The organism is Streptomyces sp. NPDC012474, from assembly GCF_042955185.1.
Taxonomy (GTDB): domain Bacteria; phylum Actinomycetota; class Actinomycetes; order Streptomycetales; family Streptomycetaceae; genus Streptomyces; species Streptomyces cahuitamycinicus.
In genome coordinates this window covers 59113-78335 of sequence record NZ_JBIBEP010000024.1, presented here as the reverse complement: position 1 = coordinate 78335, position 19223 = coordinate 59113, and the positions used below count along the sequence as shown (strand labels likewise).

Below are 19223 nucleotides of genomic sequence, written 5' to 3'. Positions count from 1 at the left end.
TCTCACCTGTAGCGGATTTGACGAGAACTGATCGGATGCGACCGGTATTAGGTGACCTGGCCCCGGTGCGCGAAGGAGGCGTCGCCCGGGCCGAGTTCACCGGCTGCATGGGTTCGTGACCTCTTCCGGCTGTCGGGCGATGGTGCACCCCAGCCTGGACGCCCCGCGGCCGGGGTCCCATAGAAGGAGGAGAACACATTCGGCAATCGGACCGCTGCATCGCGCCCGGCCCTCGAAGCCCCCTTGTCACACCCGGATGAAAGCCGGCGCCCGAGGACTCAACTCCCCCACACAGACCGGGGATCCGTAGGGCATTCCTCCGCCTCGCTGCCATATTCGAGAGCCACTTCGGAGGTGGTTGTGAGCACAGAGGTGACGGCATCCGGTCCGGGGGAGACGGCGACGCACCCGCCCGGGGGCACCGCGGAGCGGGTCGCCGGCCTGGAGCAGCGCCGGGATCTGGCGGTGGCCCCGGGCGGGCCGCGCAGACGCGGGGAGTTCTCCGCCCGGGAGCGGATCGAACGGCTCGTGGACAAGGACTCCTTCACGGAGACCGGCCAGTTCGTCCGGGCCCGGCCCACCGGGGAAGACGCCCGGAGGCCCTACGGCGACGGCGTGGTCACCGGGTACGGCACGGTCGACGGCCGCCCGGTGTGCGTGTTCGCCCAGGACTCCTCGGTGTTCGGCGGCAGCATGGGCGAGGCCTTCGGCGAGAAGACCGTGGCATTGATGGACCTGGCCCTGAAGACCGGCTGCCCGGTGATCGGCCTGAACGACTCCGGAGGGGCCCGCATCCAGGAGGGTGTCGCCTCGCTCGCCCTCTACGCCGAACTGGTCCGGCGCAACGTCAAGGCGTCCGGGGTGATCCCGCAGATCTCGGTCGTCCTGGGGCCGTGCGCGGGCGGCGCCGCGTACTCGCCGGCGATCACCGACTTCACGGTGATGGTGGACGGCGCGTCGCACATGTTCGTCACCGGTCCCGACGTCATCGAGACGGTCACGGGCGAGCGCACCACCGCCGAGGAGCTGGGCGGTGCCCGTACCAGCAACACGGTCAACGGCAACGCCCATTTCCTGGCCGCCGACGAGGAGGACGCCCTCGACACCGTGCGGGACCTGCTGTCGTACCTGCCGGCCAACAACCTGGAACGGCCCCCGGCGTACGCCCCCGGGCTTCCGCCGCCCGGCACCGACCTCGACGAGGTGGTCCCGGACCGGCTGGGCGAGGCGTACGACATGCGGGCGATCCTGCACGCGGTCGTCGACGACGGTGAACTGCTCCAGGTGCAGGAACTGTTCGCGCCGAACATCATCTGCGCCCTGGCCCGGATCGAGGGCCGCTCGGTTGGTGTCGTCGCCAATCAGCCGCTGCACGCCGCCGGGGTCCTCGACATCGACGCGTCCGAGAAGGCGGCCCGGTTCGTGCGGTTCTGCGACGCGTTCGGCATCCCGTTGCTGACCTTCGCCGACGTGCCCGGATATCTGTCCGGGGTGCGGCAGGAGCAGGCCGGGATCATCCGGCGGGGCGCGAAACTGCTGTACGCCTATGCCGAGGCCACCGTCCCCAAGGTCACGGTCGTGGTGCGCAAGGCCTACGGCGGCGGATACGCGGTGATGGGCTCCAAGCACCTCGGTGCCGACGTCAACCTGGCCTGGCCCACCGCCCGGATCGCCGTGATGGGCGCCGAGGGGGCCGTGGGCGTCCTGCACCGGCGCGAACTCGCCGCTTCCGACGATCCGGAGGCGCTGCGCGCCCGCCTCCTCGCCGCGTACGAACGCACCCACGGCACCCCGTACCTCGCCGCCGAGCGCGGCTACGTCGACGCCGTCATCGCGCCGCGCGAGACGCGGGAGCAGGTCTGCCGCGCCCTGCGCGCGCTGCGCGGCAAACGCGCCCCCATGCCGGAACGCCGGCACGGCAACATCCCCCTCTGACCGCCCCTGCCCCTTCTTTGTGACCTGTAGGCCGATCCGCGCCGTGAGGAGCCCCGCCCGATGGACAGCCGCCGCCCCCCGCTCGCGCCCGCGTGCCCCACACTGCCGGAGTACGTACGGCACTGGGCCCAGACCACCCCCGACCGCCGGGCGTTCACCTTCGTCGAGCACCCGTCACAGCACTCGCGAGGCGTCCACCGCACCCTTACCTGGCGCCGCCTGGACGTGCGGGTGCGGGCACTCGCCGCACGCCTCGCGGACGAGACGGACCCCGGCGACCGGGTCGCGCTGCTGTGCCCGCAGGGCACGGAGTACGTCACCGCCTTCCTCGCGGCCCTGGCCGCCGGGCTGGTCACCGTGCCCCTGTACACCCCGGGGCTGCCGGGGCACGCCGACCGGCTCGCGGGCGTCCTCGCCGACGCGGGCCCCTCGGTGGTGGTGACCACGAGCCGGGCGCGGGACGAGGTGCGGGACTTCCTCGGCGCCGGCGGGCCGCGGATCGTCGTCGCGGACGAGGTGCCCGACGACGAGGGCCGCAACTGGCAGCCGGTCGACCCGGACGCCGGGGCCACCGCCTATCTCCAGTACACCTCCGGTTCGACGCGCGCCCCGGCCGGGGTGGAGATCAGCCACGGCAACGTCGTCGCCAACGCCCGCCAGGCACTGGCCGCCTACGGCCTCGACACCCGCCCGATGACCAGTGTGGGCTGGCTGCCGCTGTACCACGACATGGGGCTGGTGCTCAGTGTCGCGGCCCCGGTGGCACGCGGGGCGCTGTCGGTGCTGATGGACCCGGCGGCCTTCCTGCACGAGCCGGTGCGCTGGCTGCGGCTGCTCGCCGCGCATCCCGACGCCGTGAGCGCCGCGCCCAACTTCGCCTACGACTACTGCGTCGCGACGGTCACCGCCGGCCAGAAGGAAGGGCTGCGGCTGGACCGCGTGACCGCGCTGATCAACGGCAGTGAGCCGGTCCGCCCGGGCACGGCCGACCGATTCCACGCGGCGTTCGCGGACCAGGGCCTGGCGCCCGGGGCGCACTGTCCCTCGTACGGGCTGGCCGAGGCCACGGTGTTCGTGTGCGCGGCCCGGCCGGGCGAGCCGCTCGGCCGGTTCGCGCTCGACCGTGACGCCCTGGCCGCCGGCAAGGCCCTGCCCGCCCGGCCCGACGATCCCCGGGCGGTGCTGCTGGCGGGGTGCGGCACTCCGGCGGGCCAGCGGGTCCGGATCGCCGACCCGGTGTCACGGGCCCTGCTGTCGGAGGGCGAGGTCGGGGAGATCTGGGTGCAGGGGCCGAACGTCGGCCGCGGCTACTGGAACCGGGACGCGGAGGACGTCTTCGGCGCGGAGTTCGCGGACGCCGCGGCCGGTCCGGGCCGCTGGCTGCGCACGGGTGATCTGGGGACGGTGCTGGAGGGGCAGCTGGTCGTCACCGGTCGCCTGAAGGACCTGATCATCGTGGACGGGCGCAACCACTACCCGCAGGACGTCGAGGCGACGGCTCAGGAGGCGCACGACGCGGTCCGCCGGGACCGGCTCGCCGCCTTCGCCGCGCCGGGTGGCGCCGGTGGCGAGTGTGCGGTCGTCGTTGCGGAGCACGCGCGCACCACGAGCCTCGCCGAGCTGGACGTGGCGGCCGTGGTGCGTGCCGTGCGCGGTGCCGTCTCCGCCCGGCACGGTCTGCGGCTGGCCGACGTCGTCCTGGTGCCGCCGGGCACGGTGCCGCGTACCTCCAGCGGCAAGGTGTCACGGGCGTTGACCCGCACCCGGTATCTGGAGGGCGCCTACGGCGGGCAGCCGCGGACGGGTGCCGCGGGATGAGGCCCGTCGACGAGGCCGTGCTGCGCCGGCTGATCGCCGAGCGGGTGGCCGCCTGGAACGGCACCACCCCGCAGGACGTCCCGATGGACCGGCCCCTGGCGGACCTCGGCATGGCCTCACGGGATGCCGTCGCCCTGGCCGGTGAGCTGTCCCGCGCCACGGGCCGGGAGCTGCCGACGACGCTGCTGTGGGAGGCGCCCACCGGGGAGGCCCTGGTGGCGCGGCTGTGCGGCGCAGGGGCCCCGGGGGCCGTGGTGGCACCGGTGCCGCCTGCCGGAGGGCCGGGAGGGCCGGCCGAGCCGGTCGCGGTCGTCGGGGTCGGCTGCCGTCTGCCCGGCGGGGCGCACGGCCCGGACGGCTACTGGCGGCTGCTCAGCGAGGGGGCCGACGCGATCCGGCGCGTCCCGGAGGACCGCTGGCGCGACTTCACCGCGTTCCCGCCCCCCGACGCGCATCCGTACGGCGGCTATCTCGACGACATCGCCGGATTCGACGCGGACTTCTTCCGCATCACCCCGCGCGAGGCCGCGGTGATGGATCCCCAGCAGCGGATCCTGCTGGAGGTCGTCCGCGAGGCGCTCGACCATGCCGCCGTGCCGGCCGGGGCCCTGGCGGGTACGGCCACGGGCGTGTTCGTCGGCATCTCGGCGCCGGAGTACGGGCAGCTCACGGGCGCCGACCCGGCCGCCGTCGACCCCTGGGCGCCGGCCGGGGGCGCACTGAGCGTCGCGGCCGGACGGCTCTCCTACGTCCTGGACACGCGGGGACCGAGCCTGGCCGTCGACACGGCCTGCTCCTCCTCGCTGGTCGCCGTGCACCACGCCTGCGTCAGCCTGCGCACGGGCGAGTGCGACACGGCCGTCGCGGCCGGGGTCAACCTGCTGCTGTCGCCGGCCGTCACGGTCGCGTTCCGGCGGGCGGGCGCCCTCGCACCGGACGGCAGGTGCAAGCCGTTCTCGGCGGCGGCCGACGGGATCGGCCGCGGCGAGGGCTGCGCGGCCGTGATCCTGAAGCGGCTGTCGGACGCCGAACGGGACGGCGACCGGGTGCTGGCCGTCGTCCGCGCCACCGCGGTGAACTCCGACGGCCGCTCGAACGGCCTCATGGCACCCAACCCGGCCGCCCAGCAGGCGTTGCTGGAGAGGGCGTACGCGCAGGCCGGGTTCGCCGCGGAGCACGTCGACTACGTGGAGGCGCACGGCACCGGCACACCGCTGGGCGACCCGATCGAGGCGGGCGCCCTCGGCGCGGTGCTGGGCGCGGGCCGGGATCCCGACCAGCCGCTGCTCCTGGGGTCCGCCAAGGGCAACCTCGGTCATCTGGAGTCGGCGGCGGGCATCGCGGGCCTGGTGAAGACCGTGCTGGCCCTGCACCACGACACCATCCCGCCGTCCCTGCACTGCGAGCGGGGCAGCTCTCTCACCGATCCCCGGCTGCGGGTGGTGACCGAGCCGGAACCCTGGCCCCGCTACGGGGGCACGGCCGTCGCGGGCGTCTCCGGGTTCGGCTTCGGCGGCACCAACGCCCATGTGGTGCTGGAGGAGGGACCGCCCGGTCTGCTCCCGGTGCGACCGGCGGAGGAACCGGCTACCCGCGTGCACCTGTTCTCCGACCTCGACGCCGAGCGCCTCCGCGACACGGCGGGCAGGCTCGCCGACCGGCTGCGCGACCGTCCCGCGCACCCCGCCGACGTGGCCCGGACCCTGGCCGGGCGCACCGGCCGAGGACCCGCGCGGGCCGCTGTGGTCGCCCGAGACCGGGCAGACCTGGTCGACGCCCTGGGCGAGTTGGCGGCCGGGCGACCGGACGCGCGGGTGACGACGGGTGACCGCGACCGGGTGGGGCGCGGCCCGGTGTGGGTGTTCTCCGGCTACGGCAGCCAGTGGTCCGGCATGGGGCGGCGGCTGCTGGCCGAGGAACCCGCGTTCGCCGCCGCCGTCGAGAAGCTCGACCCGCAGCTCGCCCCGGAGTGCGGCCTGTCCCTGTACGACCACCTGTCCTCGGGCGACGGTCTCGACCGTCTGGAGGTCGCCCAACCGGTCCTCTTCGGACTCCAGTTGGCGCTCGCCGAGCTGTGGCGCTCCTACGGTGTCGAGCCCGCGGCCGTGATCGGCCACTCGATGGGCGAGGTGGCGGCGGCGGTGTGCGCGGGCGCCCTGGACGTGACGGACGGGGCGCGTGTCATCGCCGTACGGGCCCGGCTGCTGAGCGGCCTGCGCGGCGGTGCGATGGCCGTGGTGGACCTGGACGACACCGAACTGGACATGCTGGCGGAGGACTTCCCGGAGGTGCATGTCGCCGTGCACTCCTCTCCCCGGCAGAAGGTCGTCACCGGTGAGGAGGCGGCGGTGGCCGGGCTCGTGCGCCGGCTGGAGGGGCGGGGCCGGGCGGCGCGGGCCATGCGGGTGGTGGGGGCCGGGCACTCGCCGCAGGTGGACGGGCTGCTGCCGGAGCTGGTGGACGCGCTGTCCGGCATCCGGACACGCCGGCCCCGGGTTCCGGTCCACTCCACGGTCCTCGACGACCCCCGCGGGGACTGCCTCTTCGACGCCGCGCACTGGGCGGCCAACCTGCGGCGGCCGGTCCGGCTGGACCGGGCGCTCGCGTCGGCCGCGGCCGACGGCCACACGGCCTTCGTGGAGATCTCCCCCCACCCGGTGCTGACCGGGGCCGTCGCCGACACCGTGCCCGGCGCCCTCGCCCTGGCCACGCTGCGCCGGGACGCCGACGGCTCGGCGGCGTTCGCCGGGCAGCTGGGCGCCCTGTACGCGGCGGGGCAGCGGCTTCCCGTGCCTCCGGGGCGGGTCATCGACCTGCCGCTGCCCCGGTGGCGTCACGTACGGCACTGGTGGACGGACGGCCGGGCCGCTCGCACCGAGCCGCTGCCGGAGGAACCTCCCGCCGCGGTGACCGAGCCCTCCTCGGTCCTGGCCCGGTTGACCCACCACATCGCCGCCGTCACCGGTCACTCCCCCGCCCGCATCACCCCGGGCACCGCGTGGGCCGACCTCGGTCTTGACTCGCTGATGGCCGTCCGTGTCCGCACGGCGGTGGAACGGGAGTTCGGCGTCGAACTGCCCCTGCGCGAGCTGTTCGCCGCCGTCACCGTCGAGGACGCCGCCCTCCGCGTCGAGCGCGCCCTCCCCCGCGACGACACCCCCGTGCGGCCTCTGCGCGCCACCGGCTCGCGGCCCCCGCTGTTCCTCGTCCACGCCGCCGGCGGCCCGGTCAGCGTGTACCGGACGCTCACCGACCGCCTCGGCGAAGACCAGCCGGTGTACGGACTGGAGCGGATCGAGGAGGCCGGGACCGTGCCCGAGAAGGCGCGGCGCTACGCCGAGGCGGTCAATGCCGTCCACCCCGACGGCCCCTGCCTGCTGGGCGGTTGGTCCTTCGGCGGCTTCGTCGCCCAGGAGACCGCGCGGCAACTGACCACGGCCGGGCGGGAGGTGCGGCTGGTCGTGCTCATCGACTCCGTACGGCCCCTCCCCCGCCCGGGGCTGACGCGCGCGGACCGGATCCGGGCGCACTTCGAGGGCTTCGCCCGCCACGTCACCGACGCCTACGGGGTGCGTCTGGAGCTGCCGTACGACGAACTCGTGGCCACGGAGGACGACGCGGCGCGGATCGACACCGTGCTGCGGGCCCTGCGCGAGGCCGCCGACGTGCCGCCCGCGGCCCTGGAGCACCAGCGCGCCTCCTACCTCGACATGGGCGTCGGCGAGTCGCACCGCCCCGGCGGCTACGCGGGGCCCGTGGTCCTCTACCGGGCCACCGAAGCCGCCCCGCACACCGTGCGCGACCCGGCGTACGAGCGGGAGGACCCGGCGCTGGGCTGGGACGAGGTGTGCCCACGTCTGCAGGTGGTGCCGGTGCCCGGTCACCATCTGTCGCTGCTCGATCCGCCGCACGTCGACGAGATCGCCACCCACCTGAGCCGGATGCTCGCCGAGCCGTCCCCCTGACCCGGATGCTCGCCGATCCTTCCCCCTGACATGGAACCAGAGGAGCCGTCATGCCCGACCTGCCGCAGAAGCCCGCCGCCGGCGTGTCCCGGCGTACCGTCGCCAGAGCGGCTGCCGCCGCCGGTGTCGCCGCCCTGTTCGGGGCCGCGGCAACGGCGCCTGCCCGGGCGGCCACCCGTCTCGGACCCCGCACCCGGGACGTGACCGTGCCTTCCGCCGCTCTCGGCCGCAGCGCGCCGGTCCGGCTGATCCTGCCGTCGGACTTCGAGACGCGCCCGGAGAAGAAGTACCCCGTGCTGTACCTGCTGCACGGCGCCCACGACGACTACACGTCCTGGACCCGCGAGACGGACATCGAGGCGTTCACCGCCGGCCGCGATCTGATCGTCGCCATGCCGGACGCGGGCCCCACCGGCATTCCGAGCGTCTGGCGCGGCGGCCCCGACTACGAGACGTTCCAGGTGAAGGAGGTGCCGGCGCTGCTCGCCCGCGACTACCGGGCCTCCGGCGTACGGGCGGTCGCCGGCGTCTCCACCGGCGGCTACGGGGCGATGGCGCACGCGGCCCGCCACCCCGGGGCGTTCACCGCGGCGGCCTCCTACAGCGGCATCCTCGACACCACGGCCCCCGGTGTTCCCACCATCATGGACGCGATCGTGGCCCGCGAGAACCTGCCGGCCGCGTCCCTGTGGGGCAATCCGGTGTTCAACCTCCTGACCTGGCGGGACTTCAACCCCCGCGCCCGCGTCACCGGGTTGCGCGGCACCGCCCTCTACGTGTCGCAGGGCAGTGGAGTGGGGGGCGGCGGCGATCCGCTGCCCGGGATACTGGAAAGCGCCCTGTGGCCCTCGGCCCAGGGCTTCGCCCGCACGCTGGCCCTCATGGGGATCCCGGCCACCACGCACCTGTACAGGGGCGGCGGGCACGACTGGGCGCACTGGAAGCCGGAGTTCACGGCCTCGTGGCCTATCCTCGCCCGTGCACTGGGTGTGCCCGAGTGACGGAGGTGCCGTCGGGGCACGGAACGGAGCGGAGGGGTCGTCCGTCCTACACAGGACTGCCCACTCGTCCCACAGGCATCAGCCCGCGGGTGAGCCGCTTCCGGTCGAAAGGAGGGTCCGTGATGGCTGTGCCCACCCCACACGGCGTGCCGGACCACCCCGCCCCGCTGCCGCAGGTCCCGCCCGAGCTGGCGGAGCTGCTGCGCGCCAATCTGGCCGCCGTCGCCGACGAGGTGGAGGAGGAGGTCCGCCGCCAGGTCCCCGAGTACGCCCGGCCCGCCGACGGGACCTACCGAAAGGCCCTGCGGTCCGGGGTGGTGCAGGCGCTCACCCTGTTCGTCGACCACATCGCCGACCCGCGCGACGACGGGGGCGCGATCGCGGCGACGTACTACGAGCTCGGCCGCGGCGAGGCCCTGGAGGGCCGCAGCCTGGACGCCTTGCAGTCCGCGCTGCGGATCGGCGGTATGCGCGCCTGGCGGCAGATGGGCCGTACGGCGGAGGAACTCGGGCTGGACTCCGCGGTCGTGGCCGGGCTGGGAGAGCTGGCGTTCCGGACCGTGCACGAGGTCGCCCAGGCGGCCGCGTCCGGGTATGCGGAGGCCCAGCTGCGCAGCTCCGACGAGCTGGAGCGGCGCCGCAAGCGGCTTCTCGACCTGCTGCTGGAGGACGGGCCGGTGGCGCCGGAGGCCGTGCAGGACCTGGCGCACGGTGCGCGCTGGCCGGTGCCGCGGACGGTAGCCGTCGTGGCGCTCGCGGCGGCGCCGGACCGGCGGGAGGAGGACCGGCCGCTGGCGGCGGCAGGCGCGCTGGTGGACATGGGGTCACGCCCGCCGCGCATGCTGTTGCCCGACCCGGAGGGCGCGGGCGGCATCGGTGGCCGGGCGTTCACGCTGGCGCTGCGCGGCCGGCCCGCCGCGATCGGCCCGGCGGTCGCGGTGACCGAGGCCGCGCAGTCGCTGCGTCTGGCCACCCGGGCGCTCGGGCTGATGGGTCGCGGGGTGCTCCCCCGCCAGGGCGTGGTGCGCTGCTCGGAGCATCTGTCGACGCTGCTGCTGTACGGCGACGAGCCGCTGCTGGAGCGCCTGCAGGCGCGAGTCCTCGCGCCCCTCGACACGGTCTCGGCGGGGCAGCGCGACCGGCTCGCCGAGACGCTGCTGGCCTGGCTGCTCAGCGGCAGCAACGTGCCGGACGTCGCCGTACGGCTGCACATCCACCCGCAGACGGTCCGCTACCGCCTGCGCCAGCTGGAGAAACTCTTCGGTGACGCTCTGCACGACCCGGAGACCCGCCTCGACCTCATTCTCGCGTTGCGCGCGGAATCACTGCATACACGGCAGAACTGACTGCCCGGTTTCGGCGGCGTACTCAATCGGCGACAAAAATCGGCGGGGTTTCCATAATCCCGTCCATAACAACAGGCGGGGAAAAGCCCATACGTTCGGGACGTCCTTTTTCGCAGGCGCTTCACGCGCCTCCCACGCGGAGGATCCCCCATGCGTATCCGTATGTGTCTCGCTGCGCTCTCACTGGCCGGCGGGGCCGGACTCACCACCCTCGCGGCTCCCCCGGCCATGGCCGCGGCCTGCTCGGACGTCGAGGTCGTCGCAGCCCGCGGCACCTTCGAGCCGGGCACGCTCGGCTTCATCGTCGGCGACCCGGTGTATTCCGCGCTGCAGAAGAAAGCAGCGGGCAAGAAGCTGTCCAGCTACAAGGTGAACTATCCCGCCGACCTCTCCCCCACATCGGCGGCGCAGGGCAATCTGGACCTGGTGAACCATGTGAAGAGCCAGGCCGCCGCCTGCCCGAGTCAGAAGTTCGTTCTCGTCGGCTATTCGCAGGGCGCGAACGTCGTCGACAACTCGATCGGTATCAGCAGCGCCGGTGCGGTGGTCGGCAGCCCCATCGTCGCCACGCTGCCGGCGGCGGTGGAGCCGAAGGTCGCCGCGGTGCTGCTGTTCGGCAACCCGATCCGGGCGCTCGGCAAGAGCGTCACCGGCACCTACCAGAGCCGCACGCTCGACCTCTGCGCCCAGGGCGACCCCGTCTGCGAGAACGGCGGGAACGACGTCGGGGCGCACCTGAGCTACCGGGACGACGCCGAGGAGGCGGCCACGTTCGCCGCGGGCAGGCTCTGAGCCGTCGTCACACGAAGGGGCCCGGGAGGAAATCCTCCCGGGCCCCGGGCGTGCGTACGGACACCTCCTAGGGCTGGCGCGGTGCCTGCGCGAACTCGGCGAGGCTGGTGGAGACGGGCTCCGGCCGGCCGTCGTTCTGCGTCGGCGCAGCGGTCAGGACGTCGAGGTGCTGGTAGCCGTCGGCGATCACGGGGTGCAGTTCGGCCGGGGCCCGGCCGGCCAGCAGACCCTCGCCGGCGAGCACGGTGAGCACGGGGTTGGCCTTGAGCCCCTCGGGGTGGACGACGAGCTTCTTCACCTGCGGGGACGTGGCCAGCTGGATGTCCGTGACCAGTTTGGTCGGGAAGTACTGCTCGGTGAAGTCGAGCGGCTGCTCGGCCAGGCTGCGGGCCAGTTGCCGTATGTCGGTGACCTCCTCGCCGGCGCCGGTGAACGGGGTGCCGTCGGCCGAGCGGTGGCCCGGGTCGTCCGGGTCGCCGACACGGTCGTAGTTGCGCCAGGTGTAGAGCGGGCCCCGCGGCCGGTCCGGGATGGCCTTGTACGCGGTGCCGAACGGCCCGGCCTGCTGGTCACCGCCGTTGGCGACGGGGAAGCTCTTGTCGGCGACGGGTCCGCCGTCGAAGAAGCCCACGCTGGTCTGCAGGAACGCCAGCGGCACCGAGTTGTCGTCCAGCAGGGCCCCGAGCACGGCCCCGTTGGTGAGCCGGAAGTCCTTCACCCCGGGCCTGCCGCTGAGGAAGGCGGCGGTGTCCTTGGCGAACAGGAAACGGTTGGTGGCCTCGACGTTGAGGCCGGAGGGCAGGTAGCGGGGCAGGTCGGCCTCGCCCTCCGGGTCGTTGAGGGCACCGAGACCGGCGATGCCGAGCAGGGTCATGGTCTCGGGGTTGAGCAGCACCGGCGCGGACAGGGTGCGCGGCAGCAACCCGCTGTCCAGCCCGGCCTGCACGACGCCGTGGCCCAGGCCGATGTCGGGCAGGTTGGTGTCGTCCGGGATGCTGCCGCTGAGGTCGGCCAGTGAGGTGGATACGGTCGTGTCGAGGGCGAAGTACCCGGCGCACTGGTTGTACCCGGCGTCCGCCGTGGTGGCGCGGTTGCCGTCGAAGTCGGCTGCGGCGAAGTACCCGGTGATCACGCCGCCCAGCGAGTGCCCGCCGCACAGCACCTTCTGCTTGCGCTGCGCCTGCGAGGGCAACTCGGCGGTCAGCAGGTCGTACTGGTCGCGTACGGTCTGCTCGATCCCGAGCTTCGCCATCCAGCCCAGCTGCGCGTTGCCGGCGAAGCCGGCGAAGGTCCGGCCGCCGACCTGCTTGCCGCGGTAGTAGTAGTCGACCGCGGTGTGCTGGTCGCCGGAGGCGATGCCGGTGCGGTCCTCCAGGCAGTTGGAGCGCCGGTCCAGTGCCCAGAACTCGATGTGCCGCCCCTGCTCGGCGGCGCGCTCGACGGTGTTGCGGGCGACGCTGTCGAAGGCCCCGGCCCCTTCCAGGATGCCGGGCTGGGCGATGAGGATCCGGTCGGCGTCGGCCGACGCGGCCGGCCCGGCGGCGGAGCGGTAGCGCAGGTACGACAGCCAGTCGCAGGCGGCCGGGCGAGGTCCCGCCGACGCCGGCAGCGGCACCTTCACCCGCACCATCGACTCCGTCACTCCGGTCACCGGCGACGTCGACGTCACGGGCGTCTCGGTGCGCGCCCCTTCGGCGTGGGCGCCCGGGGCGGCGGCCGTGAGTGTTCCGGCGCTCACCAGCACCGCCAGCACGGCACCGCGCCACTTCCCTCTGTACATACGGTTCATGTCCATGCCACGGACGCTAGGGCGGTGGCCCGCTCGCTCTCAGGCAGTGCTGATGAGAACTCAGCTTCCGGATCGCGCCTTGTCACCGGCGCACAGCGCGCCCCGGCGCGGCCCGGAGAACGGGTCCGTACCGCTTCTGGACGCCACCGAGCTGCGAACCGGCCGTTTCGGGAGCATGGTGGGGCTATGGACGGTCAACCCCCTGTGGTCGTGCAGCCGCCCGCGACGGACGGCGGACGGCTGGTGACCATCCACGGCGAACGCATGGGCGTCGCCTACAGCCTCTTCGACGTACTGGACCTGTTGCACCGCGAGGGCCTGCCCACGGCGGACACGGCCGTCGACGACACCGAGCTGATCGAGTGGCAGGGCGGCGGCCCGTACGACTGGAACAGCGGCGCGCCCGACGAGGCGTGAGCCCTCGCGCCCGCTGCCGAGTTCCCATCCGGGCATGCCCCGGCCAGACCGGTGCTCGGGCCGAGCGCGCACCGTGCCTCGTGGCCGGGCCACGAGCGAAATGAACACCGGCACGCTCCACGAGGCCCGAGCCCTCACACTCCGGGCGGGCCGACGCGTGGCCGGAGAATCCCGTCGGCACCAAGCGCGGCCCTCCGGCACGCCGTACGGCTCGGAGAACCGGCGACCCGCCCCGGGGATCCGACGCTCCCGGCGCCGCCGGCCCTACCCCGGCGCAGGGGAACCGCCCGGAGACGTCCCGGACCCTCTCCGGGCAGGGGAGCCACCCGAACCCAGGCCCCCTCCGGGCAAGGGAACCGCCCACCCCCAGGCCCTCCCGGGGCAAGGAAACCACCCACCCCCAGGCCCTCTCCCGGGAGGGGGACCACCCGAACCCAGGCCCTCCCCGGGCAAGGAAACCACCCGAACCCAGCCCCTCCCCGGGCAAGGAAACCACCCACCCCCAGGCCCTCTCCGGGCAGGGGAACCGCCCGGGCCCTGCCCTCAGCCCGGGTCGGCCTGTGCGCCCTCGGCGAGCCGGTCCAGGCGGGCGCGATGGACGGTGGTCAGTCTCAGGCCGGTCGCTGCGATGTTCTCCTCCAGGTGCTCGATCCGGGCCGTGCCCGGAATCGGCAGGACGACCGGCGCACGGTGGAGGAGCCAGGCGAGCGAGACCTGCGTGGGCGTGGCACCGAGCTCGGCCGCCACGGCGGCGATCTCGCCCTCGGCCCCCGTCTTCCCCCAGGCCACGGGCCGCCACGGCAGGAAGGCGATACCGGCCGCCGCACAGGCGTCGAGCACCGGCTCGTGCTCCCGGTCGAGCAGGTTGTAGCGGTTCTGCACGCTCACGACGTCGACGAGTTCCCTGGCCCGCTCCAGCTCCTCGACGCTGACCTCCGACAGCCCGACCCTGCCGACCAGGCCTTCGGCCTGCAGCTCCCGCAGGGTGCCGAGCTGGTCGGCGAGCGGCGTCTCGGGGTCGATGCGGTGCAGCTGGAGCAGTTCGATCCGCTCGGTCCGCAGCCGGCGCAGGGCCTGCCGGACCTGGTCGCGCAGGATCTCCGGACGTCCGTCGAGCTTCCAGTCGCCGCCGGGGCCGGTGCGCGCGACACCGACCTTGGTGGTGATCAGCAGGCCCTCCGGGTAGGGGTGCAGAGCCTCGGCGAGGAGTTCCTCGTTGGCTCCGCCGCCGTACAGGTGCGCCGTGTCGATCAGCGTGACGCCCAGCTCCACGGCCCGCCGGGCCACCGCGAGGGCGTTCTCCCGGTCAGGGCCGGGCCCGGTGGGCAGATGCATGGCTCCGAAACCGAGCCGGCGTACGTCCAGATCTCCGCCGATGCGGAACGTCGATGACATGAGCCGCCGCCTCCCCCTCTGCTCACGAGGCAACGGTAACAGTGCAGTTGGCGATGGCGCCGGTGGCGGCGGCACCTCGTCCCGCCGGGGGCGAGGGCCGTTCGACGAGCCGTTGCGGGTGCCTGGGGATACGCTGCGCGAAAATGACTTTTGCCCCCTTCTGAGAGGTTTCTCATGGCATCGCGCCTCAACCCGTACCTCAGCTTCAACGGCGACGCCCGGCAGGCGATGGAGTTCTACAAGGAGGTCTTCGGCGGCACCCTCAACCTCAACAGCTACGGAGAGTTCGGGCAGGCGGACGCCCCGAACGCCGACAAGATCATGCACGGCATGCTGGAAACCACCAGCGGCTTCACCCTGATGGGCGCCGACAACCCGCCGGGCATGGAGTCGGAACAGGGCAGTTCCTACTCCGTGAGCCTCAGCGGCGACGACGACGGCGAGCTGCGCGGCTACTGGGAGAAGCTGTCCGAGGGCGGTTCGGTGTCGGTGCCGCTGGAGAAGCAGATGTGGGGCGACGTGTTCGGCATGTGCACGGACCGCTTCGGCGTCCCCTGGATGGTCAACATCAGCACGGAGGAGTGAGCAACCGGGCGGGACGGTCCGGGACCGCCCCGCCCGAGGCCGCCCGTACGCACCGTTCGGCACCGGTGCGTACGGGCGGTCTTCTTTTGTTGGTACGTCCTGACAAAGCTGTTGACAACCCCTGGAGAGGCCCGCATAGTACCTGCCACTAGAGCGCGCTAGTGACGCGCTCCAGTCACCGTACGCAGGGGTCCGCATCCAGGACCACCGCACCACCCATGACCGCCGCCGCCCCGGGCGCCCACCCACCGCCCGCCTCCCGGATGGGCGCGGCCCCCTCGTCCCAGCACAGTGAGGTGCACCCGACATGCGCAGACACCACAGAGCCGCCGCCCTGACCACCGCCGCCGTCGTCGGCGCCCTGCTCGCCGCGGGCTGCTCCAGCGGCTCCGGCGGGAAGAAGTCCGAGCCCGGCGGCACCGGCGCCGCCGCGGGCAAGGCCACCACCCCGCGGATGACCGTCGCCCTGATCACCCATGCCGCGCCGAGTGACACGTTCTGGGACCTGATCCGCAAGGGCGCCCAGGCCGCCGCAGCGAAGGACAACATCAAGCTCGTCTACTCCAGCGACCCCGTCGCCGGGAACCAGGCCAACCTCGTGCAGAACGCCATCGACCAGAAGGTCGACGGCATCGCCCTCACCGCCGCCAAGCCCGACGCGATGAAGGGCGTGGTGGCGAAGGCCAAGGCGGCCGGCATCCCCGTCGTCGGCTTCAACTCCGGCCTGGACGACTGGAAGGAACTCGGCATGCTCGAGTACTTCGGCCAGGACGAGAACATCGCGGGACAGGCGTTCGGCGAGCGCCTCGGCCAACTGGGCGCCAAGCACGCCGTCTGCGTCATACAGGAGCAGGGCCAGGTCGCGCTGGAGGCCCGCTGCGCCGGACTGAAGAAGGGCTTCGAGGGCACGACGGAGAACTTGTACGTCAACGGCACGGACATGCCCTCGGTGAAGTCGACGCTGACCGCCAAGCTCCAGAAGGACTCCTCCATCGACCAGGTCGTCACGCTCGGCGCCCCGATCGCCCTCACCGCCGTACAGTCGGTGAAGGACGCGGGCAGCAAGGCGCAGGTCGCCACGTTCGACCTCAGCAAGGACCTCGTCCGGGCCATCCAGGGTGGCGGCATCGAGTTCGCCGTCGACCAGCAGCCCTACCTCCAGGGCTACCTGGCGGTGGACGCACTGTGGCTGTACAAGACCAACGGCAACGTCAGCGGCGGCGGCACCGCTCCCGTCCTCACCGGACCGGCCTTCGTCACGAAGGACAACGTCGACAGCGTCGCGGAGTTCGCCGAAGAGGGCACGCGCTGACGGTACCGGGCGCCGGGGCCACCCGTGTCAGGCGGGACCCGGCCCTGCCGGGACCGGGCCGCTCGTCCCCCGCACCACCAGCTTGGGATCGAGCACCGCCTCCCGCGGCTCCCGTTCCCGCTCCTCCAGCCGCTCGACGGCGAAACGGACGGCGTGCTCGGCCATCAGCAGGGCGTCCTGGCGGACGGTCGTCAGGCCGATCGGCATCAGGTGGGAGAGGTGGCTGTCGTCGTAGCCCACGACGGACAGATCGCGCGGGACCTCCACACCCGCCCGAGTCACCGCCATCAGCAGACCCATCGCGCAGCGGTCGTTGCCGGCGAGGACGGCCGTCGGCAGCGGCCGTCCGCCGTCCCGCTCGGCGAGGAGCAGGCGGCCGGTCTCGATACCGGACTCCTCGGTGTGGTGACCGGGAATCACCCGCGCCTCGGCCTGCAGCCCGTGGCGGCGCATCGCGGCCCGGTAGGCACGCCGGCGCTCCGCCGAGCCGGGGCCGCGCCCGCCGTCGATGTGCACGATCCGTCGGTGCCCGAGCTCCACCAGGTGGTCCATGGCCTGCCGGACGCCCTTGCCCTCGGCCGAGTGCACGAAGTCGACCCGGGCCCGGGGCACCCGGCGACTGACCGACACGGCGACCGTGCGCTGCCCGAGTTCGTCGAGGAAGGCGGGCTCGGCGTCCGGGCCGAGCAGGATCACCGCCTCACAGCGGTGGCTGAGCAGCGCCTCGACCGCCTTGGCCTCGCTGCGGCCGTGGGTCGCCCCGGAGAGGAGCACGTCGTAGCCGAGGCGTTCGGCCTCGGGGTAGATGCCCGTGATGAGGTCCGTGTGGAAGGTCTGCTGCACGGTGAACATGACGCCGAGCGTGCGGCTGCGACCACGGGCCAGCAGCCGGGCGGCGTTGTCGGGCCGGTAGCCGATCTCGTCGGCCACGCGCAGGACCCGTTCGCGGGTCTCCTGACCGGCTCCGGCCTGGTTGCGGAAGACGATGGAGACGAGCGCTCGGGAGACGCCCGCCTTCTCGGCGACGTCCGCCATCGTGGGCCGCCGCCTGCCCGATGCATCCACCTGTGAACCCACCCTCCGACGCCGCACACCTTACGGGGTGCCCCGCGCGCAACCCCGTACGGGATCCTGCGATCTCCCGGCGACAAGCTATTGACATGACATTTGAACACGGGTCATCGTACTCGAACTAGAGCGCGCTAGTAGCGCGCGGCAGCGAGCGGAAACGCAGCGCGAAGGACACCACCATGGCAATGGCGCCTCCCACTCCCCGTACCACCGTCGGCAACCTGCGCCACGGGTCCGCTCCCGGCCCCCGGGGCGTCCGCACCGACCTGTGCTCTACGCGTGAGCACCTGGCCGACTGCGGTCTTCCGGGTACCCGGCGCCCGAACTTCGACAGGTAAGGAGCGGCCATGGACGTCAGGGACGACACGGCATCTGCACCCGGCCCGACCGCCGTTGCGGAGGACGACGCGCCCCGGGCGGTCACCCGGCGGCTGCGGGTCATCACGATCATCGCCACCTTCGGTGGTCTGCTCTTCGGCTACGACACGGGCGTCATCAACGGCGCCCTGCCCTACATGACCGAGGACCTCGGCCTGACCCCGGTCACCGAGGGCATGGTCACCAGCTCGCTGCTGCTGGGTGCCGCGCTCGGTGCGGTGACCGGCGGCCGGCTGTCGGACGCGCGTGGCAGGCGGCGCGCCATCCTGCTGCTGGCCGTGCTGTTCTTCATCGGCGCTCTGGGCTGCACGCTCGCCCCGACGACCGCCGTGATGATCGTGGCGCGTTTCGTGCTCGGTCTGGCGGTCGGCGGAGCCTCGGTGACCGTGCCGGTGTATCTCGCGGAGGTGTCGCCCGCCGAGCGGCGAGGCGCCCTGGTCACCCGCAACGAACTGATGATCGTCACCGGTCAGCTGCTGGCCTTCTCGTCCAACGCGGTCATCGCGCAGGTCGGCGGTGAGTCCGGCGGTGTGTGGCGGTGGATGCTGGTCATCGCGACGCTGCCGGCCGTGGTGTTGTGGTTCGGCATGCTGGTGATGCCGGAGAGCCCGCGCTGGCTGGCCTCGAAGAGCCGCTTCGGCGAGGCTCTCGGCGTCCTGAAGCAGGTGCGGTCGCGGGCCCGGGCCGAGGACGAGCTGAGGGAGGTCACCGCGCTCGCCGTCAAGGACGAGCGGGCGAAGCTGGGCGGCTGGCAGGACCTCAGGAGCACGCCCTGGTTGCGCAAGCTGATGTTCGTCGGGTTCGGCATCGCGATCGTGCAGCAGATCACCGGAGTGAACACGATCATGTACTACGGCACGCAGATCCTGACCGACGCCGGTTTCGCCGCCGACAGCGCGCTCACGGCGAACATCGCCAACGGTGTGATCTCGGTGCTGGCCACCTTCGTCGGCATCTGGCTGCTGGGCCGGGTCCCGCGCCGCCCCATGCTGATGACGGGTCAGGTCGGAACGACCGCGGCCCTGTTGCTGATCGGTGTCTTCTCGCTGGTGCTGCCGGCCGGGGACCCGCGGGCGTTCGCGGTGCTCGCGATGACGGTCACGTTCCTCGCCTTCCAGCAGGGCGCGATCTCACCGGTGACGTGGCTGATGCTCTCGGAGATCTTCCCGATGCGGATGCGCGGCTTCGGCATGGGCGTGGCGGCGGTGGTGCTGTGGCTGACCAACTTCGTCATCGGACTGGTCTTCCCGTCCCTGGTCTCCGGCATCGGGATCTCCAGCACCTTCTTCCTGTTCGTGGTGGCGGGCGTGCTGTCCCTCACCTTCGTGAAGCGGTACGTCCCCGAGACCAAGGGGCGCACGCTCGAAACGCTCGAGGCGGAGCTCCGTGCGCGCCTTTCCTGACCATCCCCCGAGGAGT

13 protein-coding genes are annotated in these 19223 nt (G+C 73.0%); 10 read left to right on the top strand and 3 right to left on the bottom strand.

Features of this window, described 5'->3' with window-relative positions; translation table 11 throughout:
* Positions 1–360: 360 nt before the first annotated feature.
* The 6 genes from ACFY9S_RS36305 (at position 361) to ACFY9S_RS36280 (ending at position 10857) form a co-directional block, all read left to right on the top strand.
* The gene (locus ACFY9S_RS36305; protein WP_391137466.1) at positions 361–1935 is read left to right on the top strand and encodes a carboxyl transferase domain-containing protein; all 1575 of its coding nucleotides are present in this window, start codon (positions 361–363) and stop codon (positions 1933–1935) included.
* Between the two features lie 60 nt (positions 1936–1995).
* On the top strand, positions 1996–3753 hold the full coding sequence (locus tag ACFY9S_RS36300) for an AMP-binding protein (RefSeq protein ID WP_391137464.1): 1758 nt from the start codon (positions 1996–1998) through the stop codon (positions 3751–3753).
* Positions 3750–7718: a beta-ketoacyl synthase N-terminal-like domain-containing protein gene (locus ACFY9S_RS36295; RefSeq protein WP_391137461.1), complete on the top strand. Its 3969-nt coding sequence runs from the start codon at positions 3750–3752 to the stop codon at positions 7716–7718. Before ACFY9S_RS36300 ends, ACFY9S_RS36295 begins: the two co-directional genes overlap by 4 nt.
* A 50-nt stretch (positions 7719–7768) precedes the next feature.
* A complete protein-coding gene (locus ACFY9S_RS36290; protein ID WP_391137458.1) occupies positions 7769–8719 on the top strand; it encodes an alpha/beta hydrolase-fold protein in 951 nt (316 codons plus the stop codon).
* Positions 8720–8841: 122 nt separating this feature from the next.
* Positions 8842–10065, top strand: a complete 1224-nt coding sequence (locus tag ACFY9S_RS36285) for a helix-turn-helix domain-containing protein (RefSeq protein ID WP_391137455.1) — start codon at positions 8842–8844, stop codon at positions 10063–10065.
* Between the two features lie 150 nt (positions 10066–10215).
* Positions 10216–10857, top strand: coding sequence for a cutinase family protein (locus ACFY9S_RS36280; protein ID WP_391137452.1), 642 nt, complete (start codon positions 10216–10218; stop codon positions 10855–10857).
* Between the two features lie 67 nt (positions 10858–10924).
* Here ACFY9S_RS36280 and ACFY9S_RS36275 read toward each other — a convergent pair whose 3' ends face one another.
* A complete protein-coding gene (locus ACFY9S_RS36275) occupies positions 10925–12646 on the bottom strand; it encodes a hypothetical protein (RefSeq protein WP_391137567.1) in 1722 nt (573 codons plus the stop codon).
* 186 nt (positions 12647–12832) lie between these two features.
* Between ACFY9S_RS36275 and ACFY9S_RS36270 the strand changes: the two genes are divergently transcribed.
* Entirely contained in the window at positions 12833–13063 is a 231-nt protein-coding gene (locus tag ACFY9S_RS36270; RefSeq protein ID WP_102909682.1) for a hypothetical protein, read from the top strand.
* A 543-nt stretch (positions 13064–13606) separates the two neighbouring features.
* On the opposite strand, the gene ACFY9S_RS36265 is transcribed toward ACFY9S_RS36270, so the two are convergent.
* Complete coding sequence (locus tag ACFY9S_RS36265; protein ID WP_391137449.1) at positions 13607–14458, bottom strand: aldo/keto reductase; 852 nt, start codon at positions 14456–14458, stop codon at positions 13607–13609.
* 174 nt (positions 14459–14632) lie between these two features.
* Here ACFY9S_RS36265 and ACFY9S_RS36260 point away from each other — a divergent pair, with 174 nt between their 5' ends.
* Positions 14633–15043 carry a VOC family protein gene (locus tag ACFY9S_RS36260; protein ID WP_102909680.1) on the top strand — a complete coding sequence of 137 codons (411 nt, stop codon included), beginning with the start codon at positions 14633–14635 and terminating at the stop codon, positions 15041–15043.
* Positions 15044–15350: 307 nt separating this feature from the next.
* Positions 15351–16355: a substrate-binding domain-containing protein gene (locus ACFY9S_RS36255; RefSeq protein WP_391137446.1), complete on the top strand. Its 1005-nt coding sequence runs from the start codon at positions 15351–15353 to the stop codon at positions 16353–16355.
* Positions 16356–16382: 27 nt separating this feature from the next.
* Here ACFY9S_RS36255 and ACFY9S_RS36250 read toward each other — a convergent pair whose 3' ends face one another.
* Positions 16383–17390 carry a substrate-binding domain-containing protein gene (locus ACFY9S_RS36250; protein ID WP_391137443.1) on the bottom strand — a complete coding sequence of 336 codons (1008 nt, stop codon included), beginning with the start codon at positions 17388–17390 and terminating at the stop codon, positions 16383–16385.
* Positions 17391–17773: 383 nt separating this feature from the next.
* Between ACFY9S_RS36250 and ACFY9S_RS36245 the strand changes: the two genes are divergently transcribed.
* Positions 17774–19207: a sugar porter family MFS transporter gene (locus tag ACFY9S_RS36245; protein ID WP_391137441.1), complete on the top strand. Its 1434-nt coding sequence runs from the start codon at positions 17774–17776 to the stop codon at positions 19205–19207.
* Positions 19208–19223: the final 16 nt, after the last annotated feature.

What these genes read in the sequence shown, in the direction of transcription:
- ACFY9S_RS36300 (WP_391137464.1), top strand. Translation starts at nt 1,996, where the DNA reads ATGGACAGCCGCCGCCCCCCGCTCGCGCCCGCGTGCCCCACACTGCCG.
- ACFY9S_RS36295 (WP_391137461.1), top strand. Translation starts at nt 3,750, where the DNA reads ATGAGGCCCGTCGACGAGGCCGTGCTGCGCCGGCTGATCGCCGAGCGG.
- ACFY9S_RS36290 (WP_391137458.1), top strand. Translation starts at nt 7,769, where the DNA reads ATGCCCGACCTGCCGCAGAAGCCCGCCGCCGGCGTGTCCCGGCGTACC.
- ACFY9S_RS36285 (WP_391137455.1), top strand. Translation starts at nt 8,842, where the DNA reads ATGGCTGTGCCCACCCCACACGGCGTGCCGGACCACCCCGCCCCGCTG.
- ACFY9S_RS36280 (WP_391137452.1), top strand. Translation starts at nt 10,216, where the DNA reads ATGCGTATCCGTATGTGTCTCGCTGCGCTCTCACTGGCCGGCGGGGCC.
- ACFY9S_RS36275 (WP_391137567.1), bottom strand. Translation starts at nt 12,646, where the DNA reads ATGAACCGTATGTACAGAGGGAAGTGGCGCGGTGCCGTGCTGGCGGTG.
- ACFY9S_RS36270 (WP_102909682.1), top strand. Translation starts at nt 12,833, where the DNA reads ATGGACGGTCAACCCCCTGTGGTCGTGCAGCCGCCCGCGACGGACGGC.
- ACFY9S_RS36265 (WP_391137449.1), bottom strand. Translation starts at nt 14,458, where the DNA reads ATGTCATCGACGTTCCGCATCGGCGGAGATCTGGACGTACGCCGGCTC.
- ACFY9S_RS36260 (WP_102909680.1), top strand. Translation starts at nt 14,633, where the DNA reads ATGGCATCGCGCCTCAACCCGTACCTCAGCTTCAACGGCGACGCCCGG.
- ACFY9S_RS36255 (WP_391137446.1), top strand. Translation starts at nt 15,351, where the DNA reads ATGCGCAGACACCACAGAGCCGCCGCCCTGACCACCGCCGCCGTCGTC.
- ACFY9S_RS36250 (WP_391137443.1), bottom strand. Translation starts at nt 17,390, where the DNA reads ATGGCGGACGTCGCCGAGAAGGCGGGCGTCTCCCGAGCGCTCGTCTCC.
- ACFY9S_RS36245 (WP_391137441.1), top strand. Translation starts at nt 17,774, where the DNA reads ATGGACGTCAGGGACGACACGGCATCTGCACCCGGCCCGACCGCCGTT.